This is a genomic window from Actinomadura formosensis, from assembly GCF_050948385.1.
GTDB lineage: Bacteria > Actinomycetota > Actinomycetes > Streptosporangiales > Streptosporangiaceae > Spirillospora > Spirillospora formosensis.
Window position 1 is genome coordinate 5,631,827 of record NZ_CP192011.1, and the last position, 25,461, is coordinate 5,657,287.

Sequence of the window (25,461 nt, forward strand, 5' to 3'; positions counted from 1 at the left end):
CTGTCTCCCGTGGTGTGTTTCAGCCGTCGTAGGTGATCTTCAGCCGGTCGGTGACCGGCCTCGCCTGACAGGCGAGGATGAGGCCGTCGGCGAGATCCTGCTCGTCGAGGACCGTGTTGGCGTCCATGACCGCCTCCCCCTCCACGACCACGCAGGCGCAGGCCGCGCACGACCCCTCGCGGCAGGAGAACGGGGCGTCGACGCCGGCGCGCCGCAGCGCGTCGAGCAGCAGTTCGGACTTCGGCCACGGCACCGTGCGGGTCTCGCCGTCCATCTCGACCTCGATCTCGCCGGCGTCCCCGCCCGCGGCGGGCTCGTCGGCGGGCTCGGGCTCCTCGAACGGGTCGCCCTCCAGCGAGAAGAAACGCTCGACATGGACGCGCATGCCGAGGCCGGTGAAGGTGTCGGTGACCAGGTCCATGAAGACCCCCGGCCCGCACACGAACGCCTGCCGCCCGGTGTACGGGGCGGCCAGGGACCGCAGGACGGCGGGCGTCGGAAGGCCCTGCACCGACTCCAGGATGTGGACGACCGTGAGCCGGCCGGGGTGCCGCTCGGTCAGCGCCCGCAGCTCGTCCGCGAAGATCACCGACCTTTCGTCCCGGTTGGCGTAGAGCAGCGTCACCGTGCCGCTCCCGCCCGCCAGGCACGACTTCAGGATGGACATCACCGGGGTGATGCCGCTGCCGCCCGCGACGAGCAGCAGGTCGTCGTCCAGCGAGGACGGCGTGAACGTGCCCGCCGGGCGCAGCACCTCCAGCACGTCGCCCGCCGTGACGTTGTCGCAGATCCAGTTGGATCCGAGACCGCCCGCGACCCGCTTGACCGTCACCTTCAGCCGGTCGTCGGTGAGCGGCGAGCTGCACAGCGAGTAGCAGCGCGCCGCCCAGCCGTTCTCGACCGGGACCCGGACGGTCAGGAACTGCCCGGGCCGGTAGGTGAACCGGCTCCGGTCGCCCTCGGCGGGTTCGAGGACGAGCGAGCGGGCGTCGGCCGTCTCGTGGACGACCTCCACCACCCGCGCCTTCAACGCCGTCATGAGGGTCCCGCGGCCTTCCCGGCGGCGTGCCGCGCGGCGATGTAGCCGAACACGATGGACGGGCCGATCGTCGCGCCCGGTCCCGCGTACTCGTTGCCCATCACCGACGCCGCCGAGTTGCCCGTCACGTACAGGCCCTCGATGACCGTCCCGTCCTCACGCAGGACGCGGGCGTGCTCGTCGGACACGAGGCCGCCCTTGGTGCCGAGGTCGCCGACCTCCATCCGGAACGCGTAGTACGGGGCGCCGTCGATCACGTCGAGGTTCGGGTTCTTCAGGTTGGGGTCGCCGTAGTAGCGGTCGTAGGCGGAGTCGCCGCGACCGAACTCGGGGTCCTTGGCCGCGCGGGCGTACTCGTTGAACGTCTGGACGGTCTCCGACAGGGCGTCCGCCGGGACGCCGATCTTGCCGGCCAGTTCGGCGAGCGAGTCCGCCCTGAACGCGATGCCCTTGTCGTAGAACGCCTTCGGGATCGGCGCGCCCGGCAGGATCTGCGCGAACGGGTAGCGGGCGCGGGCCTTCGCGTCCATCACGAACCAGCAGGGGACGTGCCCGCCCGCCAGCTGGTCGTGGACGAAGTTGACGTACGGCGCCGACTCGTTGGTGAACCGCCTGCCCTCCTGCGACACGATCACCGACCGCGGGATGCACCGCTCCGACAGCAGCGGGATCGTCGCCCCGGCCGGGTGCCGGACCGCCGGCATCCACCAGGCGTCGTCCATCAGGTCCAGGGCCGCGCCGACGCGTTCACCGGCGCGGATGCCGTCGCCGGTGTTCTCGCGGGCGCCCATGGCGAAGTCCTCCTGGCCGCCCTTCGGCAGGTACCTGTCGCGCATCTCCTGGTTGTGGTCGAACCCGCCCGTCGCGAGCAGGACGCCCTTGCGGCCGCGGATGCGCACGGTCTCGCCGTCGCGGGTGGCGACGATCCCGATGACGCGGCCGTCCTCGCCCGTGACCAGCTCGGTCATGGTGGTCTTGAGCCAGAGCGGGACGCCGGCGTCCTTGAGCGCCATCCGCAGCCGCGCCGCGAGCGCCCGGCCGCCCGTCGCCATGTGCCGGCGGCGGATCATGTTGGACGATACGCGCCACGCCGCGACCAGCGACGCGCGGCGGCCCGTCCAGGTGCGCTTGGCCATCGCGAGGTCGTGGTAGTCCTTCGCGGTGATCCACAGGCCGAGCGGGCCCTTCAGGTTGTTCGGCCGCTGGTAGCGCTCGTCCTCGCCGAGCTTGCGGGTGTCGAACGGCTTGGCCTCGATGGACCGGCCGAGCGCGCGCCCGCCCTCGTACTCGGGGTGGTAGTCGGAGTAGCCCTTCGTCCAGAAGAACTTCATCCACCTGCTCCGGCAGATGAGTTCCATCGCGGCGGGGCCGTTGTCGACGAAGGCGTCCAGGCGCGCGGCGGGGACGCGGCCCTCGGTGAGCCGGTCGAGGTAGGCGCGGATCGACTCGCGGCTGTCGTCGTGGCCGAGCGCCTTCAGCGTCGGGTTGTTCGGGATCCAGATGCCGCCGCCGGAGATCGCGGTGGAGCCGCCGAACCTCTTGCCCTTCTCGACGATCAGCGCGGACATGCCGGTGTCGTGCGCGGTCAGCGCCGCCGCCATCCCGCCGCCGCCGCTGCCGACGATGACGAGGTCGTACTCGTGGTCCCAGTCGCTCATGGGGGCCTCCGGCGAGGCGGCGGCCTCCCGCGCCTCCTGGTTCGCTTCGCTCATTTCGCGTCCTCGGCGGTCAGGAAGGCGAGGACGGCGTTCTCCCAGGCGGCCTTCTGCTCGATCATCACCCAGTGGCCGCAGTTCGGGAAGATGCTGACCTGGACGTCCGGAATCGTCCGCATCGGGATCAGCGCCATGTCGACGGGGCTGACGCGGTCGTCGCGTCCCCAGGTGATGAGGGTCTTGGCCTTGAGCTTGTGGAGCATCGCCCAGTAGGGCGGCTCGTCGGAGGCCGCCATCGCCTTGGCGCGGGCCGCCATCGCCTTCGATCCGTACATGCGGCGGGCGCTCGCGAGCGTGTCGGGGTCGGTGGCCTGCCGCCAGCGCTCCTCGATCATCTCCTCGGTGATCGTCCGCGGGTCGTGGACCATCGAGTTCAGCCACCGGACCAGGCCCTCGCGGGTCGGGTCGTCGGTGAACTCCGCCAGCAGCCTGATGCCCTCGCCGGGCGCGGGGCTGAACACGTTCCGCCCGATCCCGCCGATGGTGACCAGCCGCCGGACGCGGTCCGGGTGCCGCAGCGCCACCTGCGTCCCGATGATGCCGCCCATCGAGTTGCCGATCACGTCGACCCGGCTCAGGCCCAGGCCGTCCAGGAACCGGACGGCCGCGCCGCCGGCCGCCATCATCGGGTGCTCGTCGGTCGGGTCGCTGACCCCGAAGCCGGGGAATTCGAGGACCAGGCACCGGAAGTGCCCGGCGAACCGGGAGAGGTTGCCGCGGAAGTTCCGCCAGCCGGTGACGCCGGGGCCGGACCCGTGCAGCATCAGCAGGGGCGGGCCCTCGCCGGCCTCGTGGTAGCGCAGGACGCCCCGATCGGTGGCGAGCTCGCGCAACGTCGACTCGTAGGTCAGCTCCGCAGGCATGATCTCCCAGTCCTTCGACGGTGGCTTGACGGGAACGTAATCTTCGGGGGGACAAGGTCACCCGGGACATCCCGATCAGCGGGACGCGGGTCTCATCCGGGTTCGGCGGGGCCGGTCCGGGACGCGCTTCCACTCATCGGGATCGGCGCGTACCCGGGCGTCCGGGCCGTGTCTACGGTTCCGGCGAACCGGTCACTTGACCGGCACAACGTCCCCCTGCTCACTGGACATTGCGGCTTATTGGGCATTGTTGAGGGAGATGTTGTCGTTGAACAGACCGCGTCCCGCACCGAGCCCCGAGGTGAACAGATGCCAGCCGAGCCCGCGCTCACCGCAGACACCGGCGTGACGCCGTCCGATGCCGCCGCTCCCGAGCCGGCGGAGTTCCGGAAGGCCATGGCGGAGTTCGCCACGGGCGTCACCGTGGTCACCGCCCTCGACGGCGGCGAACCCGTCGGCTTCGCCTGCCAGTCGTTCGCGTCGGTGTCCCTCGAACCGCCGCTGATCCTGTTCTGCGCGGACAAGCGCGGCCGGTCGTGGCCGCGGATCCGCGCGGCCGGGCGGTTCTGCGTCAACGTGCTGGGCGAGGAGCAGCGCGACCTGTGCGAACGGTTCGGGTCCAGCCGGGGCAGGAAGTTCGAGGAGCTGGACTGGGAAGTGTCGGAGTGGGGCACGCCCACACTGCCGGAGGTCCTGCTCGCCGTCCACGCGGTCGTCCACGACGTGCACGATGCCGGCGACCACGATGTCGTGATCGGGCGGGTCCTGGAGGTGGAGCGGCACGAGGTGCGCGACGGCGCCTGGCGGCGTCCGATGGTGTTCTTCCGCAGCCGGTTCGGCGTCGGCGAGCCGGACGCGCCGATCGCCCCGGACCCGTGGGGCCTCGGCGACCGGTGGGGCTGGGGCTGAGGTCCGCCCGGCGCTCACATCCAGTCGCCGCGTCCGTCCACGGCGAGCAGCCGGTTCATCGTCTCCGGCGACCACGTCGTCTCCTGGCTCGCCCGGGAGACGGCGCGCCGGCCCCGCGGGCGCCCGGCGCCCGGCGCCGACCCGGGGAAGAGGATCTGCGAGGTCTCGCGGGCGGCGGTGACCACCAGCGGCGCGACGTTCTCCAGCGGCGTGCGGATATCGCCGACCAGGGAGATGCCGGCGACCGGCCCCTCCGCGCCGCGGATCGCCGCGGCCACGCAGGCGATGCCGGGGAACGACTCGCCGCGCTCGAACGCCAGCCCGCGCCGCTGCCGGATGCGGTGCAGCTCCTGGTGCAGGGTGCCCAGCTCGCCGATGGTGCGGTTGGTGAACCGGGTGATCTCGGTGCCGAGCAGCGCGTCCACCTGCTCGGGCTCCAGCCATGCCAGCATCGCCTTGCCGAGCGCGGTGCAGTGCGCCGGGGCGCGCCCGCCGACCCGGGACGGGACGGACGTGGCGAGCCGTCCGCCGAGCTTGTCCAGGTAGAAGACCTCGGCGCCGTCCAGCACGGCCAGGTGGGCGACGAGCCCGGTGGTGACCTGCAGTTCGTGCAGCAGCGGCGCCGCCGCCTCGCGGATCTTGCCCTGTCCGCCGTCCTGGCCGCCGAGGCCGAGGGCGCGCTGGCCGAGGCCGTAGCCGAACGAGTGGTGCGCGAGCCAGCGCTGCCGGACGAGCTGGTCGAGGATGCGGTGCGCGGTGGAGCGCGGCAGCCGGGTGCGGCGTGCGACGTCCTCCAGGGTCAGCCGGGCCGTCGGCCCGTTGAACGCGTCGAGGATCAGCGTCATCCGCTCGATCATCGACGGCGGCGACTCCCGCCGCGCGGGCATCGCCGTCATGGCCTCCGGTGTCGCTGCCCCGTGCGTCATCACCTCGGTCATCGCACCTCCAGAACATGACTGAAATGAATTCTTGTTACCTGGAATGTAGCAACCGCTTGGTGCTATGGGAAGAGGCAAGTAAGTCCAGGTCAGCGGAGGCTATGACGCTCAGACCGGCATCCGGGCCGTCCGAGGTGCCGTGATAGAACGTTTTCCTGCCGAAGAAGGGAGCAACGATGCGTGTCGGCATCGTCACGCCGGTGGTGGCCCAGCCGCCGCCCGGCCACGCCGCATGGGAGCGGGACGCCGGAATCGAGGAGATCGCCCGGATCGCCGAGACCGCCGACCGGCTCGGCTACCACCACGTCACCTGCAGCGAGCACGTCGCCGTCCCCGCCGAGGCGGCCGAGCAGCGCGGCGGCGTCTACTGGGACCCGCTCGCCACGTTCGGCTACCTCGCCGCCCGCACGTCCCGCATCCGGCTCGCCACCCAGGTCCTGGTGCTCGGCTACCACCACCCGCTCGCGATCGCCAAGCGGTACGGGACGCTCGACCGCGTCAGCGGCGGCCGGCTCACGCTCGGGCTCGGCGTCGGGAGCCTGAAGGAGGAGTTCGACCTGCTCGGCGCCCCCTTCGCCGGGCGCGGCGCCCGCGCCGACGACGCCCTCGCCGCCCTCCGGGCGTCGCTGGGCCGCCGGACGCCGGAGTACCACGGCGCGCACTACGGCTACTCCGGCCTGGTCGTGGAGCCGCACGCCGTCCAGGAGCACGTCCCGCTGTGGATCGGCGGCCGCTCGGCACGCTCCCTGCGCCGCGCCCTGACGGCCGACGGCTGGGTCCCGTTCGGCCTCCCGCTGAAAACGCTGGCCGGGATGCTCGCCGACGCCGACACCCCGCCGGGCTTCGAGGTGGTGCTGGCCCCGTCCCGTCCCCTGGACCCGCTCGGCGCCCCGGAGGCCGCCGGGAACGCCCTCGCCGGGCTCCGGGAGGCCGGAGCCACGATCGCGGGCGTCACGTTCACCTCCACGTCCCCCGAGCACTACTGCGACCAGCTGGCCGCGCTGCGCGACCTGGCCGGCGCCCATGGGCTGACCTTCGAGGAGAAGCGGTGACCGTCGAATCCCGCCTGGCCGCCCTGGAGGACCGCCTCCGCGCCCTGGAGGACGAGCGGGACATCACCCGGCTGATCCTCTCCTACGGCCCGCTGGTCGACAGCGGCTGCGCCGCCGGCGTCGCCGCCCTCTGGGAGCCGGACGGCGTCTACGACGTGGACGAGCTCCTCATGACCGGCCAGGCCGAGATCGAGGCGATGGTCCGCTCCGCCGGCCACCAGCGCTGGATCACCGGCGGCTGCGCCCACGTCGTCGGCCCGCCCCACATCACCCTCGACGGCGACGAGGCCACCGCCGTCGGCTACACCCTCATGATCGTGAAGAGGCCCGACGGCTTCGTCCTGCGCCGCGCCACCGCCAACCACTGGCGGCTGCGCCGCACCCCCGCCGGCTGGCGGGCCGTGACCCGCACCAACCGGGTCCTGGACGGCCGCGAAGAGTCCCCGGACCTCCTGGCCTCCCACTTCCCCCGGGCCATCCGCTTCACCGGCGAGCCTGAGGAAGGCGGAATCGGCTCATAGTGAACGCTGCCATTGCGTGCACGCGTCCAGGCGGTCTATGGGATTTTTGAAGGCGATTGCCGGGTGCTGGAATGGCGGGCGGGTGGGAATGGATCCGTTGCGTTCTGACGACCCCAGTCGGGTCGGCTCGTATCGGCTGCTCAGGCGGCTGGGCGGCGGTGGGATGGGGCAGGTCTATCTGGGCCGCACGGCCGGTGGCCGCAACGTCGCGATCAAGATGGTGCGCGGCGAGTACGCCGCCGACCACCAGTTCCGGCTCCGCTTCCGGCGGGAGGTCACCGCGGCGCGCCAGGTCAGCGGCCCGTGGACGGTCCCGGTCCTCGCCGCCGACACCGAGGGCCCGCGCCCGTGGGTGGCCACCGGTTTCGTTCCCGGCCCCTCCCTGTCCTCGGCGGTCCGCGAATTCGGCCCCCTGCCGGAACCGACCGTCCTGGCCCTGGGCGTCGGGTTGTGCGAGGCGCTGTCGGCCATCCACCGCCTGGGGCTGGTGCATCGGGACGTCAAACCGTCCAATGTCCTGCTGGCCCTGGACGGCCCCCGGCTGATCGACTTCGGCATCGCCCGGGTCCTGGACGGCACGGCGGAACTCACGCGGTCGGGGCTCATCCTCGGCTCGCCCGGTTACATGTCGCCCGAGCAGGCCCAGGGCCGCGAGGCCGGAGCCCCCACCGACGTCTTCTCCCTCGGCGCGGTGCTGGCCTACGCGGCCACCGGGACCGCTCCCTTCGGCGACGGCGTCAGCGCGGCCACACTGCTGTACCGGGTGATCCACGAGGAACCGGACCTGGCGGACCTGCGCGGTGATCTGCGCGAATTGGTGTCGGACTGCCTGGCCAAAGACCCCGCCCGGCGCCCCGCTCCGGGCGACGTGCGCCGCCGGCTGCTCGCCCTCGACGGCGGCACCGCGCACCTCGGCAGCGAGAACTGGCTGCCACCGGCGATCTCCGACTCGGTGGGACGCCTCGCCGTCGAACTCCTCGACCTCGACGACGCCTCCACCGAGCCCCCGGTCCGGCCGCCCACGGCCCCGGCCCTCGGCCCGCCCGCGGCGCCCGTCCCGCCCCCGGCGTCGCCGCCGCGGCGCACCCCGTGGCCGCTGCCCGCGCTGGGCGCGTTCGTCGCGTTCGGCGCCCTGGCCCTCGCCGGGACCGGCCTGTGGTTGTCGCGGCACCCCGATACGTCCCCCCCGTCCCCCTCCCAGACGGTCGGCACCACCGCGCCGGCCACCGGCGCCCCCTCGTCCACACCGGCGGCACCCGCGGCGAGCGACGTGCCCGGCAGGTTCCTGGGCGCGTGGACGGATTACCTGGCCTCACCGCAGCTTCCCGGTGTCAGGCTCTATTTCAGGATCTCCATCCGTCCCGGTCGTATCGGCGCCGTCGTCGCCTCCATTCGCAACCAGATCAGCGCCACCGGTTATTGCAACGGCACCGCCGCACTCCAGTCCGCCGCCCCTGACCGGCTCGTCCTCCAGACCAGCAGCATCTCGGGCCTCGGCTGCATCGCCGAGACGGCGCCCCAGACGTATACGCCCGCCTCCGCCGCGTCCCTGCATCTGGAGGTCAACGGCATGGCCGGTGACCTCCACAAGTCCGGATCATGAGGGGGCGCCCGCCCCGGCCCGCGGGCGATCGCACGGGTGCCGGCCGGGCGTTCGCGGGTGACGGCGGAGGGGTGTACCGGTTGTCGGCAGGGCAAAATTCGCAAATTTCCGGGCACCGGAATAAAAGTGCGGCCTAATGTGGTCAGCGAGCCAACTCATCGGAGGTCGTGAACGACTGGGGCGGCGGTCGTTCGAGTGTGCACAATTACTGCTTTCCGTTGCGGAATGAGCACTTCCCACGGGTCGGCGGCGGACCCATAATCTTCGGCACGCGCATCGCCACGGGGGTGGGCACGGTGCCGGACGGAGGGATCAATGGGGCGTGCCATCGGATCGCCGCGCGCAACGATGGCTTCGATCCTGCTCGGGGTTTCCCTGCTGAGCGGGCTCGCCGCGGCGCTCAAGGAGGGCTCCGGAGGACCGGCACCATCCGCGTCACCGGCCACGGAACCGAAGAAACCGGAAAAATCCGACGAAAAGCCGGACGTCGCCGCGGCAGGCGTGGTCTGGCAGCGCGTCGTGCCGGGGGGCGGGCCAGGGATCGACGGACGGCCCGGCCAGGGGTGGTTCGACGCGATGAACAGCCGCGACTGCGCGGCTCTCCCGGGCCTCGGAGGCGAGGGGGTGCGGGCCGTCTACCGGGGGCTCGGCCAAGCCTGCCTGGCGGTCACCCAGGGGGCCGTCCAATCCTGGGGTCCGGCGGCGCGTGAACTCGCGAATGTGGAACAGGCTCCCGCTTCATGTACCGACGGTTTCGCATACCGGCTTCTCCGCGATCTGGTGATCGCACATCTGCTCCGGCCCGACCGGCCCCCGGTCATCACCGGCGAGAAGACCGTTCACATGTGCTGACGCACACCGGTGATGCGCGACCCGATGCCTTGAGAGGAAAACGGTGCTGGACTACGGCGGGCACGAGCAGGCCTTCCCGTTCTACATCGTCTGCGACGTCTCGCAGACGATGTGGGACCCTGATTTCAACACGTCCGAAAGGATCCCCCTGGACGTTCTCCAGGACGCCGTTCCCGAACTGATATACCGCGCGGAACTGGACCCCACGATCAATGACGCCGCGTTCATCAGCGTGATCGAATTCTCCAGCCGGGCGGAGGTGATCCTGCCGCTCACCCGGCCGGCCGACACCCGGGACATCCGGCCGTTCACCAAGGGCGACCAGACCGACTACGCGGTGATCTTCGAACTGCTGCGGCGGCGCATCGACGAGGACTGCCGGCGGCTGTCGGCGACCTACGCGCTCAAGCAGCCGGCGGTGTTCTTCCTCACCGACGGCATCCCGTACGTCGGCGACCACGAGCAGCCGCAGAGCATATGGTTCCCGGCCCGCAACCGGCTCCTCGCACCGGACTTCATCTACCGCCCGCAGGTCGTGGCCTTCGGGTTCGGGCAGGCGCGGCCGAAGGTGCTGTGCAGGGTGGCGTCCGAGCAGGGCGGGCGGCGGCTCGCCTTCATCGCCGACCGCGCGGTGGACGTCAGCGCGGTGCTGACCGCGCTCATCGACACCCTGTTCATCAGCATCTCCGCCTCGGTCGCCCAGGGCGACCTGGCGATCCGCGTCCCGGAGGGCATGTCCTGGGCCTGCCCGCTGGCAGCCGGCTGACCGCCGGGGAACGGAAGGGAACAGGTGTCGTTCGGACAGTTCGTCCTGGTGTACGTGAGCGGAATGTGCGGCCTGGCGGGACTGCGGCAGCTCGTCCTGGCGCTGCCCGCCCCGCCGTGGCACAGGCCGCGCGCCGCCCGGCCCGTCCGGGAGATCGAGGCGGCACCGCCCGTGGACGCCCGGCCCGCGCCCCGGACGGCGCCCCGGCCGGCGGGGGCCGATCCGGATCTCGTGCGGTACACCGGGCGCAGGCCCGCGCCCGTGTCGGTGCTGCTCCCGCGGACCGTGCTCGCGGGCCGCGCCAGCGTGCAGGCGGACGGCGGTGGCGCCGGCCGGGTGACGGTCCGGGCCGCGTCCTGCCGGGGCAGCGGGCACATGCGGGAGGGCCTGCCGCGGCAGGACGCGTTCCTCGTCGGCGCCTCCGCCGACGGGCGCTGGGTCATCGCCGCGGTCGCGGACGGGGTGGGCAGCACCGCGCACGCGGAGGTCGCCGCGCAGGCCGCCGTCGCCGCCGCGGTCCGGCACACCGAGCGGGCCCTCGAACGCGGCGGGATCGGCCCGCGCGCCTGGGCGAGGATCTTCGGCCGGGTGGCGGACGAGGTCGGCGAGCGGATGCGTCCGCTGGGCGGCACGGGCGGGCCCCGGCCGCCGGGACGCACGACGCTGACGATCCTCGCCGCCCCGGCGGAGCAGCGGCCGGGCTGCACGGTGCACGTCGCCGGCGTCGGCGATTCACCGGCGCTGCGGCTGCGTCCCACCGCGGCCGAATGGTCGCTCGTGCTCGGGCCGGACAGGCCGCCCGGGAACGTCCGGGACGACGTCACGGCGGCGCTGCCGCCCGGCCTGGACGACCTGCGCACCACGACCTGCGAATGGAGGCCGGACGAAGTGCTGGTGCTCGCCACCGACGGTTTCGCCAACGCTCTCGGAAACCGCAGCGAACTGTCGATGGCACTCGCGGACGAGTGGGCACGGCCGCCCGACCTGCTCGGTTTCATCCGGGACGTCGACTTCCGCCGCGCCACGTTCACCGACGACCGCACCGTCGTGGCCCTCTGGCCGGGCACCCATGACCGCCGGCACTAGCGGCGGCGCCTGGGACGCCCTCCCGGGATTCGTGCAGGCGGACCGTCTCGTCCACGTCGGCGCGTACGCGTCGGCGGGCGGGCAGTCGACCCGGCTGACACGGTGCGTCGGCCCGGACGGCGGCGAGTACGTCTTCAAGTCCTACACGCCGGAGGTGCGCGAGTCGGTCCGGCCGGACGCCCTCGCGGCGATGACGTCCTGGCGGCTCGGGCTGAGCGCCGCGGACCGCGCGGAACTCGACCGCCGCTGCGCCTGGCCGCGGGCCGTCGTCATGGACGGCCGCGAGGTCCAGGGCGTGCTCATGCGGCCGGCGCCGGTCGCGATGTTCGAGGTCGCGAACGGCAGGACGAGAACGTGGTCGCTGCCGAGGCATCTCGACGCGCTCGCGCGGTCGGAGGGCCAGGCCCGGAAGCTGGGGTTCGACTACTACCCGGCGCCGGTGAAGCTGGCGGTCCTCGGCCGCATGCTGCGCACGATGCTGTGGCTGCACGAGCGCGGCTACGCGGTGGGGGACCTCCAGCCGCGCAACGCCCTGTTCTCGTTCGACGGCCGGGCGGCGGAGGTGCTGCTGGTCGACTGCGACGCCTGCGTCCCGCTGTCCGGGGAGCCCGCGCACGCCCCGCGCGACCCGGAGGCGTGGAAGGCGCCCGGGTCCGGGCCGTTCGGGGTGCGGACGGACATGTTCAAGTTCGCGTGGCTGGTCGTCCGGTCGCTGCAGGAGAACACGGTGAGCACCGCGCTGGACCCCGGACGGCTCAGGGCCGTCATGCAGAGCCGGACCTGCGACGTGCTCGTCGAGCTGTGCGCCGGACGTCACCCCGCGGACGCCGTGGCCCTGCTGCGCGACAAGGCGTCGGTGTGGCCGGCGCTGGTCACGCCGCACGCGCTCTATGTGCAGACCGACGACAGCATGCGGCGGCAGTGGCGGCCGGACGGGGCTCCGCCGGCCACGGCACCGCCGGCCACGGCGGCGCGGGAGGAATCCGCCGCGACGGCCGCCGCGGACGTCTCGTCCGGTACGGAGATCCCGGCCGGGTTCGTCGCCGCCGTCGTGCTCGCCGTCGTCTTCATCGCCCTCGTCCTCCTGCTCAGCTGAATCCGGAAGGCCGTTCATGCCCGAAACCCTCTATGTCGCGGTCCGCGGCTCGGTGACCCGGCTCGCGCCGTCCGGCGAGCACTCCATCGGGGACGACGCGGGCGCGGACGTGCGCGTCGACCTCGGCGGCGCCCCGGGCCCGGTCGCGTGGCTGCGCTTCCTCGGCCACTGGATCCTGCGGCCGGCCCCGCACGTCGACGAGACGCGGGTCAACGGAACACCCCGGACCGAGCAGCTCATCCACCTCAGGGACGCCGACGAGACGACGGTGACGTTACGGCTGGGTTCGGTGCGCACGGAGTTGGTGCTCGGCTTCACCGAACCGGCCCGGGTCCCCGCTCCCCCGCGGCGGGACGAGCCCGGCCACCGGCTCCACCGGCTCACCGCCGGGGAGACCGTGCTCGGCAGCGGGCCGGACGCGGACATCATCGTCCCCGACCTCGGTGTGGCGGCCCGGCACGCGACGCTCCGGCGGCGGCCGGTCACCGGGCTGGAGATCCGCGATCACGGGCGCGGCGACGCGACGTACGTGCGGGGCCGGCGGGTCATGTGGGCCCGGCTCGGCGCGGGCGAGTCGTTCACGATCGGGAACAGCGCCTTCACCCTCCTCGACGAGGAGACGCTCAGCGAGACACGCCGGGAACGGGGCGCTTCGCTGGTGGTCAGCGGGCTGTCCGCCACCTACCGGACGGGCTGGACGCCCCGGCCCGGGCCGCGTGAACCGGCGCTGCGCGACCTGTCGATCGTGCTGGGCCCCGGCGAGATCCTCGCGATCATCGGTCCGTCCGGCGCCGGGAAGTCCACGTTCTTCCGGGCGCTGCTCAACGAGATCGAGACGTCCGGGCGGCTGCTGTTCTCGGGCCTGGACCTCGCGACCGAGGGCGAGCAGATCCGGGACATGGTGGCGCTCGTCCCGCAGCAGGTCGACCTGCACGAGAGCCTCACCGTCGGCCAGGTGCTGCACCATGCCGCGCGGCTGCTGCCGGGGGCCGGCACCACCGCCGCGGAGCGCCGCGCCAGGATCACCGAGATCGCCGGCCATCTCGACCTCGGCGGGCTGCTCGGCAAGCGGATCCGGGCGCTGTCGGGCGGGGAGAAGCGGCGGGTCTCGATCGGCGTGGAGATCCTCGGCGGGCCGCGGCTGCTCATGCTGGACGAGCCGACCTCGGCGCTCGACGCGGGACGGGCCCGGTCGGTGATGCGGCTGCTGCGCGACATCGCGGACGGCGGCTGCACGGTCGCCGTCATCACCCACGCGACCGACCAGCTCGACGGCGTCGACAAGGTCCTGGTGGTCGGCGCCGACGGCCGTCCGCTGTACTACGGCGAGCCGCGGGCCGTGCTCGGCGACCTGGGCGAGCGCGGATTCGCCGACCTCATGCAGACCGCCCGGCACGCCCCGGACGGCGCGGCGGCCCGTTTCCTTGCGGGCCCGGTCCCGGCGGAGGCCGCCCGGCTGGCGGCGGCCTCCGCCGGTCCGCCGCGCCCCCCGCGGGAGCCGCCGATGCGCGAAGAGCCGGGCCGGCAGCGCGCCCTCCGGCAGTTCCCCGTCCTGGTGGCGCGCGAGGTCGCGCTGCTGCGGTCGCGGGGCGTGCTCGCGCTGGCCCAGATCCCCGCGATTCCCGCGCTGGGCGGGCTGCTCGCCGCCCTCGGCGCGTCCGCGGCCGGGCTGGGCGGCCCGGACCTGAGCAACGAGCACGCCGTCCAGGCCCTCACCCTGCTGATCACCGCCTGCGTCTTCGCGGGGCAGTCGATCACCTACGGGGACATCGTCGCGCAGTTCCCGGTGCTGCGCCGCGAGCGGCGCGCGGGCGTGTCCCCCGGTGCGGTCATCGCGGCGAAGGGCACGGTGTTCGGCGTCCTGGCGGTGCTGCAGGCGCTGATCGCCGCCGGCGGGTTCCGGCTGCTGCGCCCGCCCGCCACCGAGTCCCTGCTCGTGAACCCCGACGTGGACATGGCGATCTGCCTGGCGGGCGGCGCGCTGGCCGCCATGGCGGCGGGACTGCTGATCTCGGCCGCCGCGCCCACCATCGAGCGGGCGGTCGGCTGGGCGACCGCCGCCGCGATCTGCCAGGTCGCGCTGAGCGGAAGCCTGCTGGATCTGTCCGAGCGTCCCGTCCTGGCGGCGGTCAGCAGGCTGCTCCCCTCCCGGCTGGCCACCGCGGCGCTCGCCGCGTCGTCCGGCGTCGAGCACGTCGCGATCCACCCCCCGCGGGACGACCTGTGGACGCACCGCCCCGCCGTCATGATCACCGAACTGTGTGCGCTCCTCGCCCTGACCATCGTTTACGGCTGCGCGGCCTGGTGGGTGCTGCGGCACCGGCTGGCGCGGCGCTCATGACCCCCGGAGAAGACAATGCGGCAGGCGAGCAAGAAGAAGATCAAGGTCGCGGGGATGGTGTCGTTCGCGCTCTCCCTCGTCCCCATCGGCGGCTGGCTGCTGCCCAACCCGTTCGGATTCCACGGCGAGGACGAGCGCGGGGAGTTCGACGGCCGGTGGCGGGGCACGATCGTCCATTCGTCCGGCGAGCGCTGGGACCTCGACATCACGATCGACGTCGCGCGCAAGACCGGCCACTTCTCCCTCGCGTCCACCACGATGCGGTGCGCGGGCGACCTGACGGTGCTGGCGGACTCGGCGGGGCGGCTCCGCGTCCTCGAACGGCTCACCCGCACCGACCTCGGAACGTGCACGCCGAGCGCCTACATCACGCTCTCCCCGGAGAGCGGACACGTCCATGTGACCTGGCAGGACGCGGCCGTTCCGAGCGTCACCGGCGGCGGCGACCTCACCCGCGGCTGACCGGCCGGGGGTGCGGGGCGGCGGCAGGACACCGGTCGCGCCCGTCCGGTCTCAGAAAGACCGGTCTCAGAAAGACCGGCGTCGGGAAGTGCGGTTCTCAGCCCGCAGGGGCGCCGGGGTGTTCGGTGCGGAGGTGGTGGTAGAGCGCGGACAGCTCAAGATGGGGCTGGTGACAGCGCACGCAGGCCCAGATGCCGTCGGGGACGGTGTATCCGTGCTTGGCGGCGTCATCGCGCGCACAGAGCGTGGTGTAGGTGCGGACGAGGCGCCGCCAAGTCCCGCGAACCGCCGATGACATTCCCGCTCCCCTCCGAACCGGTCTCTACGGTCCGGCCCAGGATATGGCAACGGGAATGTCAAGGCGAAACGCCGTGGCTCACTGTCCGATCTTCACCCCCGGTTCGCCGTACTTGTACTCCAGGGGCCGCACGCCGCGGCCACCGGGGACGTTGGCGCTGACGCGGTACTTGCCGGTGGGCAGGATCGTCCGCCCGTAGGTGTTCTCGAACATCATCGAGGCGGCCGCGTACAGGGCGATCGCCGCGGACACGACCAACAGCCAGCCGCCGACGTGCAGCGACCAGGTCGCCGGAGCCCAGAATCCCGCCGAGGTGAAACCCGCGCCCACGGCGAGGACGGTCAGCAGCGCCGCCAGCACCAGGTTCTCGCCGAACGCCGCGAGTGCGCCCAGGCCGGTGATCACCGCCAGGGGGACGAACCAGAACGCGAAGCCCTCCCGGACGGTGCCGATCACCGGCGCCAGGGCCAGCGGGGCCGCACCTATGCTGATCAGCATGAACAGCAGGCCCCAGCCGAGCCAGAACGCGCCCCACATGCCGTGTATCGCGGTGGCCAGGCCGTCGCGCGCCCGGTAGGCCCACATGCCCGCCAGGAACTGCGCGAGGCCGCCGAAGGTCAGCACGAACGGCCACAGGATCAGCGGCGTGCCGGCGTTGCCGAACCACTCGGCCTGCCAGGCGCCGACCATCATGGTCGCGCCCGCGAGCCCGAACAGCCCGAGGATGGACGGGGCCGCGAGGGGCTGCAGGAAGACACGCGTCCGGTCCTCCCAGAGCGCGTGCTCTCCGCGTTCGACGGCGCCCTGGCCCGGTGCGCCCGCGGCGGCGCCCTGAGCGGGGGTGGCGGCACCCGGAGTGGGCGTCACCGCTTCGGCGCGCTCGCCGGACGTCGGCGATTGCGCGTGCTCTCTTCGCCTTGCCATGAGATCCCTCCTCTGGAATCGGAGAGCTGTAAATCCCTCCTAACCGCGCTTTGTTGGGTCAAACAGCCCCAGACAGGGATCTATCCGGAAGCATCCAGCGAAAATGCCATCATTTGCCGCGGGCGGACACGCAGATGGTGAAGCGATGACGATCCGCGAACCCGCCGCCCGGATCAGGTACGGGGACGGCAGTGGATGACCAGGCCCGGGGCGGAGTGCCAGCCGATCAGTTTGAACAGCCTGTCGATGTGGGGCGAGACCGTGTGCAGCACGAGCAGGCGGCCCTCCTCATGGAGGTCACGGGCGGCGAGGGCGAAGGCGCGCAGGGCGGCGGCGTCCATGAAGATGAGCGCGGACAGGTCCACATGGACGTCGCCCGGCACGCGGGCCTGAGCGGCCTGGAGGGCGCGGCTGACGCCCTGGGCGTTGGACACGTCGATCTCGCCGGTCATCTGGACCCAGGGCGTGGACGATGCCGCGGCGATGCGCAAAAGCCTGGAGTCATAGTCGACGATGTCGTACCGGGGGGCCGCACGCTCCCCTGCCCCGGGACCCTCACCGCCGGTAATCCGCCAGATCGTCATCCGCACCTCGCCCCTTGGACGGAACGCCGCTACCGTTCATGCCAGGCTCTCACCTGTCGGCGTCTTGTGAACCCCACAGGCCGGATTTCGTGGGGCAGAAGCCGGTTTCGGTCCGCCACAAAGCGGGCCACGGGCAGCGGGCCGTCACGGAACCATCCAGCCGAGGACGCCGGTCGACTGGAGACCGGACAGCAGGCACATTCCGGCCAGGAACAGCAGGCTCCAGAGGATGACTCGGCGGAAGATGTCGCCCTCGCGTCCGTCCAGGCCCACGGCGGCGGCCGCGATGGCGAGGTTCTGCGGGGACACCATCTTGCCGAGGACGCCGCCTGAGCTGTTCGTCGCGGCCATCAGCACCGGCGACAGGTCCGCCTTGTTCGCCGCGGTGATCTGCAGGGCGCCGAACAGCGAGTTGGACGAGGTGTCCGACCCGGTGACGGCGGTGCCGAGCCAGCCGAGGACCGGCGAGATCAGCGCGAACGCGCCGCCCGCCCCGGCCATCCAGGTGCCGAGCGTGACCGTCTGCCCGGACGCGTTCATCACGAACGCCAGCGCTAGGACGGCCATGACCGTGACGATGGCCCACCTGAGCTGGACGAGGGTCGCCCAGTAGGCGCGGAGGGCCTTGCGGAGGCCGACGCCCAGCGCGGCCATGGTGATCAGCCCGGCGACGAGCATCTGGGTGCCGGGGGTCGTGAGGTAGTTGAAGGTGAAGGTGGTCAGCGTCAGCGGCTTGCCGGTCGGGCCGGTGAGGTGGAGTCTGGGCCAGGAGAACGTCCGCGTGGCCTTGTCGAGCTGGTCCTTGACCTGGCCGATCTGGCAGATGACGAAGACCGAGATGATGATCGCGTAGGGGGCGTAGGCGCGGGCGGTCTCGGCACGCGGGTCGCGCCCGCCGGACTCGACGCGGCCGGCGAACTCGGGGGTGGGCTCGTCGGCGGCACCGCCGGCGACCGGCGCGGGCCGGACGGCCGCCCGCCGGGGGCGCAGCCGGACGGCCAGGACGACGGCGGCGGCGGAGACCAGCGAGGCGATGACGTCGGCGAGCGGCACCGAGATGAAGTTCGCGGTGCCGTACTGGGCGGCGCCGAAGGCGGCACCGCAGAGCAGCGCGACGGGCCAGGTCTCGCGCAGGCCGCGCCGCCCGTCCACGATCGCGACCAGGACGAGCGGGACGAACACCGCGAGGATCGGGGTCTGCCGCCCGACCATGGCGCCCAGCGTGTCGCCGGACTCGCCGGTGACCTTGCCGAGGGTGACGATCGGCGTCGCCATCGCGCCGAACGCGACCGGCGCGGTGTTGGCGGTGAGCGCGAGGACGGCGGCCTTGATCGGCCGGAAGCCGAGCGCGATGAGCATGACGGAGGTGACCGCGACGGGCGTGCCGAAGCCCGCGAGCGCCTCCAGCAGGGCGCCGAACGAGAACGCGATCAGCACGGCCTGGAGCCGGTGGTCGTCGCTGACCTGCGCGAACGAGCGGCGGAGCACGTCGAAGTGGCCGGTCGTGACGGTGATGTTGTAGACCCACAGCGCGTTGATGACGATCCACAGGATCGGGTAGAAGCCGAACGCGGCGCCTTCACTGCCGGCGAGGAACGCCTGGCCGGCGGGCATGCCGTACGTCCAGATCGCGACGGCCAGGGAGACGGCCAGCGCGATCAGGGAGGCCGTCCACGCGCGCATGCGGACGCCGCCGAGCAGGACGAACAGCACGGCGAGCGGCAGCGCGGCGACCAGTGAACTCCAGCCGAGCGAATCGGCGACGGGATCGAGGACCTGCTGGTACACGGGCGATCACCTCGCGGGTTGGGAGCGCCCCCCGAGCACGTGATCGATACCCGGTAAAGTGACGTGAGTCACCTTGATAGTGAGCTTTTCACAGGGTCAAAAGTTATCGAGGAGTCTGGCCGGGGTGATGGGCAGGTCGCGGACGCGGACGCCGGTCGCGTGGTGGACGGCGTTGCCGACGGCCGCGGCGGCGCCCACAAGGCCGATCTCGCCGATGCCCTTGGAGCCCATCGGGTTCAGGTGCGGGTCGGACTCCTCCACCCACGTCGCGTCGATGTCGCGGACGTCGGCGCAGGCGGGGACGTGGTACTGGGCGAGGTCGCGGTTGAGGTAGCCGCCGAACTCGGCGTCCATGACGCTCTCCTCCATCAGCGCCATGCCGATGCCCATCGTCATGCCGCCGATGAACTGGGAGCGTGCCGTCTTGGGGTTGATGATGCGCCCGGCGGCGAACACGCCGAGCATGCGGCGGACACGGACCTCGCCGGTGTCGGCGTCCACCTCCACCTCGGCGAACTGGGCGCCGAACGCGTGCCGGGCGTACTTCTCGCGTGCCCTGATCTCCTCGGCGGTGTCGGCGGACGCCTCCAGCCCCTCGGGCGGGACCGACCCGTTCAGCATGCCGCGCAGGGCCTCGCAGGCGCGGACGACGGCCGTCCCCCAGCCGGCCGTCCCACCTGAGCCGCCCGCGACGGACGCCTTCGGGAACGAACTGTCGCCTATCTCGACCCTGACCTGGTCGAGGTCGGCCTTGAGCGCCTCGGCGGCGATCAGGGTGAGGGCAGTGCGGGCGCCGGTGCCGATGTCGGCGGCGGCGATCCGGACGGTGAACGTCCCGTCGGGCTCGGCGCGGGCCGTCGCCTTGTTGGGAGGCATGTACGCGGGATAGGTGGACGCGGCGACGCCCGTACCGATGAGCTTGCGTCCCTCCCGGCGGACGCCTGGGGCGGGGTCACGTCCGGCCCAGCCGAACCGGTCGGCGCCTTCCCGCAGGCACGCGACGAGGTTGCGGGAGCTGAACGGCAGGCCGCTCTCCGGTTCACGGTCGGTGTCGTTGCGGACGCGCAGCTCGATGGGGTCGATACCAGCGGCGATGGCCAGCTCGTCCATGGCCGATTCGAGCGCGTACATGCCGGGCGTCTCGCCTGGGGCACGCATCCAGGACGGTGAAGGGACGTCCAAGCGGACCAGACGGTGGGACGTGCGGCGATGCGGGGCCTGGTACATGACGCGGGTGGGCGTCGCGGTCTGCTCGGCGAACTCCCGGACGGTGGAGGTCTGCTCGAACACCTCGTGGACGATGGCGTTCAGCCGTCCGTCCTCGTCCGCGCCGAGCCTGAGCCGCTGGATCGTCGGCGTGCGGTAGCCGGTCGTGGCGAACATCTGCTGCCGGGGAACGGCGAACTTGACGGGACGTCCCACGGCGCGGGCGGCCATCGCGGCGAGGACGACGTTCGGCCTGGGCGTCCCCTTGGACCCGAACCCGCCGCCGACATGCGGGGACACGACGCGGACCTGGGCCGGGTCCAGGCCGAAGAGCTTGGCGACCGTGGCCTGGACGGTCGATGCGCCCTGGTTGGAGTCGTAGAGCGTGAGGGTGCCGTCGTCGTTCCACTGGGCGAGCGTGGTGTGCGGCTCCATCGGATTGTTGTGTTCGGCCGGGGTCGTGTAGGTGACGTCTACGCGGACGGCCGAGTCCCTGAACGCATCCTCCGGTTCGCCTTGCTCGGTGTCGGCGGGGAAGACGGGATTCACCTTGGCGGGCTTGTAAAGGCCGGGATGGTCTGCGCGGAGCCTGACATCGGGTGTCTCCTCCGTGTACTCGATGTGGAGGAGACGGGCCGCTTCCCTCGCGGTTTCGAGTGTCTCGCCCACCACGGCGGCGACGAACTGCCCCCGGTAGGAGACCTTCGGTGACTGGAAGAGGGCCAGTTCGCCGTCTGATACTTCGCCGAGCTTCGGAGCGTTCTCCCAGAACAGGACGGCGAGTACGCCGGGCAGCCTCAGCGCGGCCTCGGTGTCGACGGCCGCGACCTCGCCTTTCCCTACGCTCGCCTGGACCGCAGCGGCGTACGCGACGTCTTCGGCGGGATACTCGAACGCGTACTTCGCCTGCCCGGTGACCTTCTCGCGGCCCTCCACCCGGTCGGTCATGATGCCCCCCGTTCCGCCAGTTCCGTCAGCGTCCGGACGATCAGGTTGCGCACGAGCGGCACCTTGTAGGCGTTGTCGCGCAACGGCTCGGCGACCCCGAGCTCGACCTCGGCGGCGCGCTGGAACGACTCCCCGGTCATTTCGGCGCCGCGCAGCGCGTCCTCGGTGTGCCAGGCCCGCCACGGCTTGTGGGCCACGCCGCCCAGGGCCAGCCGGACGTCGCGTACCACGCCGTCGTCCACGTCCAGGGCCGCCGCCACGGAGACCAGCGCGAAGGCGAACGACGCGCGTTCCCGCACCTTGCGGTAGCGGGACGGCATGCCCAGCGGCGGAACCTCCACGGCGGTGATGAGGTCCCCCGGTTCGAGCGTGGTGTCGCGTTCCGGCTCGTTCTCGGGCAGCCTGTGCAGCTCGTCGATGGGGATGGTCCTCTCCCCCGCACGCCCTTGGATCCGGATGGACGCGCCCAGGGCCGCCAACGCCACCGCCATGTCCGACGGGTGCGTCGCCACGCATTCAGGAGAATGCCCCATGATCGCCAGGTTGTGATGCTCGCCTTCCCTGGCCGGGCACCCACTTCCCGGGTCCCGCTTGTTGCAGGGCTTGGAGGCGTCCTGGAAGTAGGGGCAGCGCGTGCGCTGGAGCAGGTTGCCGGCGACCGTCGCGAGGTTGCGGACCTGACCCGATGCACCCGCGAGGACGGCCTGCGCCAGCATGGGATGGCCTTCGCGCACCGTCCGGTCCGCGGCGAGCGCGCTGTTGCTCACGGCCGCACCGATGACGAGGCTTCCATCGGGGCGAAGCTCGATCTGGTCGTGCGGAAGGTGCGCGACGTCAACGAGCCTGGCCGGCTCCTCAACACCGAGACGCATCAGATCCACGAGGTTGGTTCCGCCGCCGAGGTAGACGGCCCCGTCGCTGTGCCGCTCTAGGGCGTCCTGAACGCTGGTGGCGCGCTCGTATGCGAAGGGTCTCACGTGCCCGCCGCCTCCCTGCGCTGGGCGGCCTGCCGGACGGCGGCCACGATCCCGGCGTACGCGCCGCACCGGCACAGGTTGCCGCTCATGCGCTCACGTATCTCTTCGTCGTCCAGCACGGTGTCGGCGCCGAGGTCACCGGTCACGGCACTGGGCCAGCCCTGTTCGGCTTCGTCCAGCATCCCTGTCGCGGAGCAGAGCTGTCCTGGCGTGCAGTAGCCGCACTGGAAGGCGTCGTGCTCGATGAACGCCTCTTGCAGGGGGCTCAGCCGTCCGTCCTTTGCCAGCCCCTCCACCGTGACGACCTCGGCACCGTCGTGAGCGACGGCCAGTGCCAGGCACCCGTTCGCACGGCGCCCGTCCAGCAACACCGTGCAGGCACCGCACTGGCCGTGGTCGCAGCCCTTCTTCGACCCCGTCAGCCCGAGATCCTCGCGCAGGACGTCCAGCAAGGACGCGCGGGTGTCGACGCTGAGCCGATGCCCCGTCCCGTTCACGACCAGGGTGATCTCGGCATATATGGGCATGTCCATGATCCGGCCCCTACCCCGGAATCGCCGGGCCGAGTCAGCGTCTCCGGCTAGAGGATCCCGGCGGCCGCGTCCACGGCGCCCCGGACGTCGCCGTCCGGCGGATACAGCAGCGACCGGCCCGCGACGAGACCCCGCACACCCGGCAGCCGCATCGCGCGCCGCCAGCCGTCCAGCACCGCGCCGACGTCGCCCGCGACCTCGCCGCCGAGCAGCAGCACGGGCAGCGTCGTCGCCGCCGTCACCCGCTCCATCTCCGGCACGACCGGGAGCTTCAGCCACGTGTACGCCGACGTGACGCCGAGCCCGGACGCGACCGACACCGCCCGGATCATCGCCTCCGCCGTCAGCAGGTTCCGGACGTGCCCCTCGATCCGGTGCGCGACGAACGGCTCCACCAGCGCCATCAGCCCGTGCCGGGCGAGCCCCGACACCGCGTGCGCGCACCCCTCCAGCGTGTTCGCGGTCGCCGGGTCCTCGTCATCGATGCGCAGCAGCATCTTGCCGCCGTCCAGCCGCGCCGCCGCGATCGCGTCCGCGTCGTAGGCGGTGAACCGGTCGTCGATCTCGAAGACCGTCCCGGCGAGGCCGCCCCGGTTCATCGACCCGATCGCGAGCCGGTCGTCCAGCACGCCGAGCAGCATCAGGTCTTCGAGGACGTCCGGGGTGGCGAGGACACCGTCCACGCCGGGCCGGCCGAGCGCGACGCAGAGCCGTTCGAGCAGGTCCTCCCGGCGGGCCATCGCCACCGGGTCGCCGCCCGCCCCGAGCGCGCCCCGCGCCGGATGGTCCGCCTCGATGATCAGCACTCTGCCGGCCGCGCCGGGCGGCGTTTCCCGGCGCCGCCGTGCGTCCGCCGCCTCGGCGATCGCCCCGGGCCGCGCCGCCCGCACATCGCTCAGCTCACCGATGCGCACCCCTGATCACCGATCAGCCGGAGTCGGTCAGGATCTCCACGACCTGGCGGGCCGTCTCGGTCGGCAGCGGCGCGGGCAGCCCCTTCCACCTGCGGGACGCCGCCACCGCCGCCGCGCCCGCCCCGCCGCCGTACACGGCCGCCGCCACGAAGGACGCCAGTTCGGGCGGGAGCTTCTTCTCCAGCAGCAGCACGTTCATCCGGTACGTGGCGGCCGTCGCGAGGACCCCGAAGGCCCCGGCGACGGCGCCCAGCCGCAGCGCGGGAACGCGCTGCCGGGCCTTCTCCAGCATCTCCTGTTGCGCGGCCTCGACCACCCGCCGGGCGAGCAGAAGGTTCTGCTCCAGCGGCTCGTCGACCTCCGCCGGTTCGCGCGACTCGGTCATGACCTCGCTTTACCCCGAACCGGACAAAAGAACCCGGAGAACGATCCGTCACCGCGAGCGCCGGGACGAAATGCTGGGCGAGGTGCGGACATGTGGCCGGTGTCAGATCAATCGCCGCGCCCCCATGGCGTGCGACGAGAGGAGAGGGCTTGCCATCCCTTTCAGACGACCCCCATCCGCCGGGTGACCGGCGCCGCCGTTTCGAGGAGGTCTACGCGGCCAACCGCGCCCGGATACTCGGGTACGCGCTGCGCCGGACCAGCGACCCGCAGGACGCCGCCGACGTCCTCGCCGAGACGTTCCTGACGGCCTGGCGGCGGCTCGACGACATCCCGCCGGGCGCGCAGGCGCGGCTGTGGCTGTACGGGGTGGCCCGCCGGGTGCTGGCCAACCACCACCGCGGCGAACGCCGCCGGTCCGCGCTGGCCGCCGACCTCGGCTCCCGGCTCCGCGACGTCCCGGCCGCCCACGACATGGCCGGGGGCGACCTCGCGGGCGTCGCCGCCGCGTTCCGGGGCCTCCCGGAGGGCGACCGCGAACTGCTGTCCCTCGTCGGCTGGGAGGGCCTGGACCACGGCGAGATCGCCACCGTCCTCGGCTGCTCCCGCAACGCGGTGCGGATCCGCCTGCACCGCGCCCGCCGCCGGTTCGCCCGCGCGCTGGAACGCGCGGACGTCCCCGCCCCGTCCCGCACCGCCACGCCGATCCCCCACGGAGAGCACGCATGAACCGTGACATCGACACGCTGATCGCCGGGCTCGCCCCGGTCACCGACGTCCGGGCCGGGGAACTCCTGCCGGACGAGGCCGCCGCCGCCCTGGCCGACCGCATCACCGCCACCACCGCCACCGCCCCGGCCCCCGCCCCGCGGCACAGGCGGCGCCTGCTCATGGGCATCGGCCTTCCCCTGGCCACCGCGGGCCTGGCCGGCGCCGCCGTGGCGGTGACCGCGCTCGCGCGGGACGACGGGAGGACGCCGAACCCCGTCCAGACCAGGCCGAACCCCCACGTCGCGCTCGCCGCGGCGCTGAGCTTCACGCCCAAGGGCGACTACATCGACGTGCGGGTCCGCGACCCCCTGGCCGACCCGGAGCGATACCGCGCCGAGTTCGCCGCCCACGGCCTCAAGGTCAACCTGTCGCTGGTGCCCGCCTCACCGTCCATCGTCGGCACGGTGGTGGCGACCAGCACGAGCGAGGGCACGACGGAAGACGACATCACGACCATCACCGCCAAGGGCGAGTGCGAGACCGGCGGCGGCGGCGCCCTCTGCCCGGTCGGCGTCCGGATCCGGACCGGCTACAAGGGCACCGCCGACATCACCTTCGGGCGCGCGGCCCGTCCGGGCGAGCAGTACTCCAGCACCGCGTCGGCGACCGCGCCGGGCGAGGTCATGCACGGCATGACGTTCCGCAAGCACCGCGTCGGCGAGGTGCTCGCCGCACTGAAGCAGCGCAACGTGACAGTGCCGGAGTACCGCTTCGAGGACGGGAACCAGAGCAAGATCCGGCGCCCCGACCAGATCCCGGACACGTGGTACGTCCACGACGCGGTGCCGTGGGCCAAGAACCAGGTCCTCCTGTTCGTAGGCCCCACCCCCACCTCCCCCGAATCCAGCACCTCCGCACCGCCCGTCCTGCCCAGCCCAACGCCCTAGCCCT

Annotated in this window: 25 protein-coding genes; 12 read left to right on the top strand and 13 right to left on the bottom strand. The window is 72.5% G+C overall.

Annotated elements, in window-relative coordinates:
* Positions 1-19: 19 nt before the first annotated feature.
* The 3 genes from ACQP1N_RS26415 to ACQP1N_RS26425 are packed head-to-tail and all read right to left on the bottom strand — an operon-like array spanning position 20 to position 3,617.
* On the bottom strand, positions 20-1,039 hold the full coding sequence (locus tag ACQP1N_RS26415) for a ferredoxin--NADP reductase (protein ID WP_067798083.1): 1,020 nt from the start codon (positions 1,037-1,039) through the stop codon (positions 20-22).
* A complete protein-coding gene (locus ACQP1N_RS26420) occupies positions 1,036-2,751 on the bottom strand; it encodes an FAD-binding protein (RefSeq protein ID WP_242608838.1) in 1,716 nt (571 codons plus the stop codon). Before ACQP1N_RS26420 ends, ACQP1N_RS26415 begins: the two co-directional genes overlap by 4 nt.
* A complete protein-coding gene (locus tag ACQP1N_RS26425; protein ID WP_067798085.1) occupies positions 2,748-3,617 on the bottom strand; it encodes an alpha/beta fold hydrolase in 870 nt (289 codons plus the stop codon). The genes ACQP1N_RS26420 and ACQP1N_RS26425 overlap by 4 nt, the downstream gene beginning before the upstream one ends.
* Positions 3,618-3,926: 309 nt before the next feature.
* Here ACQP1N_RS26425 and ACQP1N_RS26430 point away from each other — a divergent pair, with 309 nt between their 5' ends.
* A complete protein-coding gene (locus ACQP1N_RS26430; protein ID WP_067798087.1) occupies positions 3,927-4,526 on the top strand; it encodes a flavin reductase family protein in 600 nt (199 codons plus the stop codon).
* 14 nt (positions 4,527-4,540) lie between these two features.
* Here the strand turns inward: ACQP1N_RS26430 and ACQP1N_RS26435 are convergent, their stop codons facing one another.
* Positions 4,541-5,464: an IclR family transcriptional regulator gene (locus ACQP1N_RS26435; RefSeq protein WP_067798090.1), complete on the bottom strand. Its 924-nt coding sequence runs from the start codon at positions 5,462-5,464 to the stop codon at positions 4,541-4,543.
* Between the two features lie 176 nt (positions 5,465-5,640).
* On the opposite strand from ACQP1N_RS26435, the gene ACQP1N_RS26440 reads away from it, so the two are divergent.
* The 9 genes from ACQP1N_RS26440 to ACQP1N_RS26480 all read left to right on the top strand — a co-directional run bounded on the left by ACQP1N_RS26440 (position 5,641) and on the right by ACQP1N_RS26480 (position 15,243).
* Positions 5,641-6,516: a TIGR03619 family F420-dependent LLM class oxidoreductase gene (locus ACQP1N_RS26440; RefSeq protein ID WP_433227355.1), complete on the top strand. Its 876-nt coding sequence runs from the start codon at positions 5,641-5,643 to the stop codon at positions 6,514-6,516.
* Complete coding sequence (locus ACQP1N_RS26445; RefSeq protein ID WP_067798096.1) at positions 6,513-7,037, top strand: nuclear transport factor 2 family protein; 525 nt, start codon at positions 6,513-6,515, stop codon at positions 7,035-7,037. The genes ACQP1N_RS26440 and ACQP1N_RS26445 overlap by 4 nt, the downstream gene beginning before the upstream one ends.
* Positions 7,038-7,134: 97 nt before the next feature.
* Complete coding sequence (locus tag ACQP1N_RS26450; protein ID WP_433227356.1) at positions 7,135-8,640, top strand: protein kinase domain-containing protein; 1,506 nt, start codon at positions 7,135-7,137, stop codon at positions 8,638-8,640.
* Positions 8,641-8,955: 315 nt separating this feature from the next.
* Complete coding sequence (locus ACQP1N_RS26455) at positions 8,956-9,492, top strand: hypothetical protein (protein WP_433227357.1); 537 nt, start codon at positions 8,956-8,958, stop codon at positions 9,490-9,492.
* Between the two features lie 43 nt (positions 9,493-9,535).
* On the top strand, positions 9,536-10,258 hold the full coding sequence (locus ACQP1N_RS26460) for a vWA domain-containing protein (protein ID WP_067808121.1): 723 nt from the start codon (positions 9,536-9,538) through the stop codon (positions 10,256-10,258).
* A gap of 24 nt (positions 10,259-10,282) precedes the next feature.
* Positions 10,283-11,344 (top strand): protein phosphatase 2C domain-containing protein, encoded by a 1,062-nt coding sequence (locus ACQP1N_RS26465; RefSeq protein WP_131732668.1) that lies wholly within the window; start codon positions 10,283-10,285, stop codon positions 11,342-11,344.
* Positions 11,328-12,440, top strand: a complete 1,113-nt coding sequence (locus tag ACQP1N_RS26470; RefSeq protein ID WP_067804362.1) for a hypothetical protein — start codon at positions 11,328-11,330, stop codon at positions 12,438-12,440. The genes ACQP1N_RS26465 and ACQP1N_RS26470 overlap by 17 nt, the downstream gene beginning before the upstream one ends.
* A gap of 16 nt (positions 12,441-12,456) precedes the next feature.
* A complete protein-coding gene (locus tag ACQP1N_RS26475; RefSeq protein ID WP_433227358.1) occupies positions 12,457-14,781 on the top strand; it encodes an ATP-binding cassette domain-containing protein in 2,325 nt (774 codons plus the stop codon).
* Positions 14,782-14,796: 15 nt separating this feature from the next.
* Positions 14,797-15,243, top strand: coding sequence for a hypothetical protein (locus ACQP1N_RS26480; protein ID WP_067804368.1), 447 nt, complete (start codon positions 14,797-14,799; stop codon positions 15,241-15,243).
* Positions 15,244-15,340: 97 nt separating this feature from the next.
* Here the strand turns inward: ACQP1N_RS26480 and ACQP1N_RS26485 are convergent, their stop codons facing one another.
* From ACQP1N_RS26485 to ACQP1N_RS26525, 9 genes are all read right to left on the bottom strand, one after another.
* Complete coding sequence (locus tag ACQP1N_RS26485; protein ID WP_131732667.1) at positions 15,341-15,541, bottom strand: hypothetical protein; 201 nt, start codon at positions 15,539-15,541, stop codon at positions 15,341-15,343.
* A 78-nt stretch (positions 15,542-15,619) separates the two neighbouring features.
* Positions 15,620-16,465, bottom strand: coding sequence for an acetate uptake transporter family protein (locus ACQP1N_RS26490; RefSeq protein ID WP_084263326.1), 846 nt, complete (start codon positions 16,463-16,465; stop codon positions 15,620-15,622).
* Positions 16,466-16,638: 173 nt separating this feature from the next.
* Positions 16,639-17,049, bottom strand: coding sequence for an STAS domain-containing protein (locus ACQP1N_RS26495; RefSeq protein ID WP_433227359.1), 411 nt, complete (start codon positions 17,047-17,049; stop codon positions 16,639-16,641).
* A gap of 144 nt (positions 17,050-17,193) precedes the next feature.
* Positions 17,194-18,837 (bottom strand): L-lactate permease, encoded by a 1,644-nt coding sequence (locus ACQP1N_RS26500; protein ID WP_433227360.1) that lies wholly within the window; start codon positions 18,835-18,837, stop codon positions 17,194-17,196.
* 96 nt (positions 18,838-18,933) lie between these two features.
* The gene (locus tag ACQP1N_RS26505) at positions 18,934-20,991 is read right to left on the bottom strand and encodes a xanthine dehydrogenase family protein molybdopterin-binding subunit (protein ID WP_433227361.1); all 2,058 of its coding nucleotides are present in this window, start codon (positions 20,989-20,991) and stop codon (positions 18,934-18,936) included.
* Complete coding sequence (locus tag ACQP1N_RS26510) at positions 20,988-21,968, bottom strand: FAD binding domain-containing protein (RefSeq protein WP_067804382.1); 981 nt, start codon at positions 21,966-21,968, stop codon at positions 20,988-20,990. Before ACQP1N_RS26510 ends, ACQP1N_RS26505 begins: the two co-directional genes overlap by 4 nt.
* The gene (locus ACQP1N_RS26515; protein WP_242608842.1) at positions 21,965-22,495 is read right to left on the bottom strand and encodes a (2Fe-2S)-binding protein; all 531 of its coding nucleotides are present in this window, start codon (positions 22,493-22,495) and stop codon (positions 21,965-21,967) included. Before ACQP1N_RS26515 ends, ACQP1N_RS26510 begins: the two co-directional genes overlap by 4 nt.
* A gap of 53 nt (positions 22,496-22,548) precedes the next feature.
* Positions 22,549-23,415 carry a Cgl0159 family (beta/alpha)8-fold protein gene (locus ACQP1N_RS26520; protein WP_067804385.1) on the bottom strand — a complete coding sequence of 289 codons (867 nt, stop codon included), beginning with the start codon at positions 23,413-23,415 and terminating at the stop codon, positions 22,549-22,551.
* A 13-nt stretch (positions 23,416-23,428) separates the two neighbouring features.
* Positions 23,429-23,800 carry a phage holin family protein gene (locus ACQP1N_RS26525; protein ID WP_433227362.1) on the bottom strand — a complete coding sequence of 124 codons (372 nt, stop codon included), beginning with the start codon at positions 23,798-23,800 and terminating at the stop codon, positions 23,429-23,431.
* Between the two features lie 149 nt (positions 23,801-23,949).
* Here ACQP1N_RS26525 and ACQP1N_RS26530 point away from each other — a divergent pair, with 149 nt between their 5' ends.
* Together ACQP1N_RS26530 and ACQP1N_RS26535 are read left to right on the top strand one after the other, a co-directional pair.
* Entirely contained in the window at positions 23,950-24,528 is a 579-nt protein-coding gene (locus tag ACQP1N_RS26530) for an RNA polymerase sigma factor (RefSeq protein ID WP_433227363.1), read from the top strand.
* A complete protein-coding gene (locus ACQP1N_RS26535; protein WP_433227364.1) occupies positions 24,525-25,457 on the top strand; it encodes a hypothetical protein in 933 nt (310 codons plus the stop codon). Before ACQP1N_RS26530 ends, ACQP1N_RS26535 begins: the two co-directional genes overlap by 4 nt.
* Positions 25,458-25,461: the final 4 nt, after the last annotated feature.

What these genes read in the sequence shown, in the direction of transcription:
- ACQP1N_RS26415 (WP_067798083.1), bottom strand. Translation starts at nt 1,039, where the DNA reads ATGACGGCGTTGAAGGCGCGGGTGGTGGAGGTCGTCCACGAGACGGCC.
- ACQP1N_RS26420 (WP_242608838.1), bottom strand. Translation starts at nt 2,751, where the DNA reads ATGAGCGAAGCGAACCAGGAGGCGCGGGAGGCCGCCGCCTCGCCGGAG.
- ACQP1N_RS26425 (WP_067798085.1), bottom strand. Translation starts at nt 3,617, where the DNA reads ATGCCTGCGGAGCTGACCTACGAGTCGACGTTGCGCGAGCTCGCCACC.
- ACQP1N_RS26430 (WP_067798087.1), top strand. Translation starts at nt 3,927, where the DNA reads ATGCCAGCCGAGCCCGCGCTCACCGCAGACACCGGCGTGACGCCGTCC.
- ACQP1N_RS26435 (WP_067798090.1), bottom strand. Translation starts at nt 5,464, where the DNA reads ATGACCGAGGTGATGACGCACGGGGCAGCGACACCGGAGGCCATGACG.
- ACQP1N_RS26440 (WP_433227355.1), top strand. Translation starts at nt 5,641, where the DNA reads ATGCGTGTCGGCATCGTCACGCCGGTGGTGGCCCAGCCGCCGCCCGGC.
- ACQP1N_RS26455 (WP_433227357.1), top strand. Translation starts at nt 8,956, where the DNA reads ATGGGGCGTGCCATCGGATCGCCGCGCGCAACGATGGCTTCGATCCTG.
- ACQP1N_RS26470 (WP_067804362.1), top strand. Translation starts at nt 11,328, where the DNA reads ATGACCGCCGGCACTAGCGGCGGCGCCTGGGACGCCCTCCCGGGATTC.
- ACQP1N_RS26475 (WP_433227358.1), top strand. Translation starts at nt 12,457, where the DNA reads ATGCCCGAAACCCTCTATGTCGCGGTCCGCGGCTCGGTGACCCGGCTC.
- ACQP1N_RS26480 (WP_067804368.1), top strand. Translation starts at nt 14,797, where the DNA reads ATGCGGCAGGCGAGCAAGAAGAAGATCAAGGTCGCGGGGATGGTGTCG.
- ACQP1N_RS26485 (WP_131732667.1), bottom strand. Translation starts at nt 15,541, where the DNA reads ATGTCATCGGCGGTTCGCGGGACTTGGCGGCGCCTCGTCCGCACCTAC.
- ACQP1N_RS26490 (WP_084263326.1), bottom strand. Translation starts at nt 16,465, where the DNA reads ATGGCAAGGCGAAGAGAGCACGCGCAATCGCCGACGTCCGGCGAGCGC.
- ACQP1N_RS26495 (WP_433227359.1), bottom strand. Translation starts at nt 17,049, where the DNA reads ATGACGATCTGGCGGATTACCGGCGGTGAGGGTCCCGGGGCAGGGGAG.
- ACQP1N_RS26505 (WP_433227361.1), bottom strand. Translation starts at nt 20,991, where the DNA reads ATGACCGACCGGGTGGAGGGCCGCGAGAAGGTCACCGGGCAGGCGAAG.
- ACQP1N_RS26515 (WP_242608842.1), bottom strand. Translation starts at nt 22,495, where the DNA reads ATGCCCATATATGCCGAGATCACCCTGGTCGTGAACGGGACGGGGCAT.
- ACQP1N_RS26525 (WP_433227362.1), bottom strand. Translation starts at nt 23,800, where the DNA reads ATGACCGAGTCGCGCGAACCGGCGGAGGTCGACGAGCCGCTGGAGCAG.
- ACQP1N_RS26535 (WP_433227364.1), top strand. Translation starts at nt 24,525, where the DNA reads ATGAACCGTGACATCGACACGCTGATCGCCGGGCTCGCCCCGGTCACC.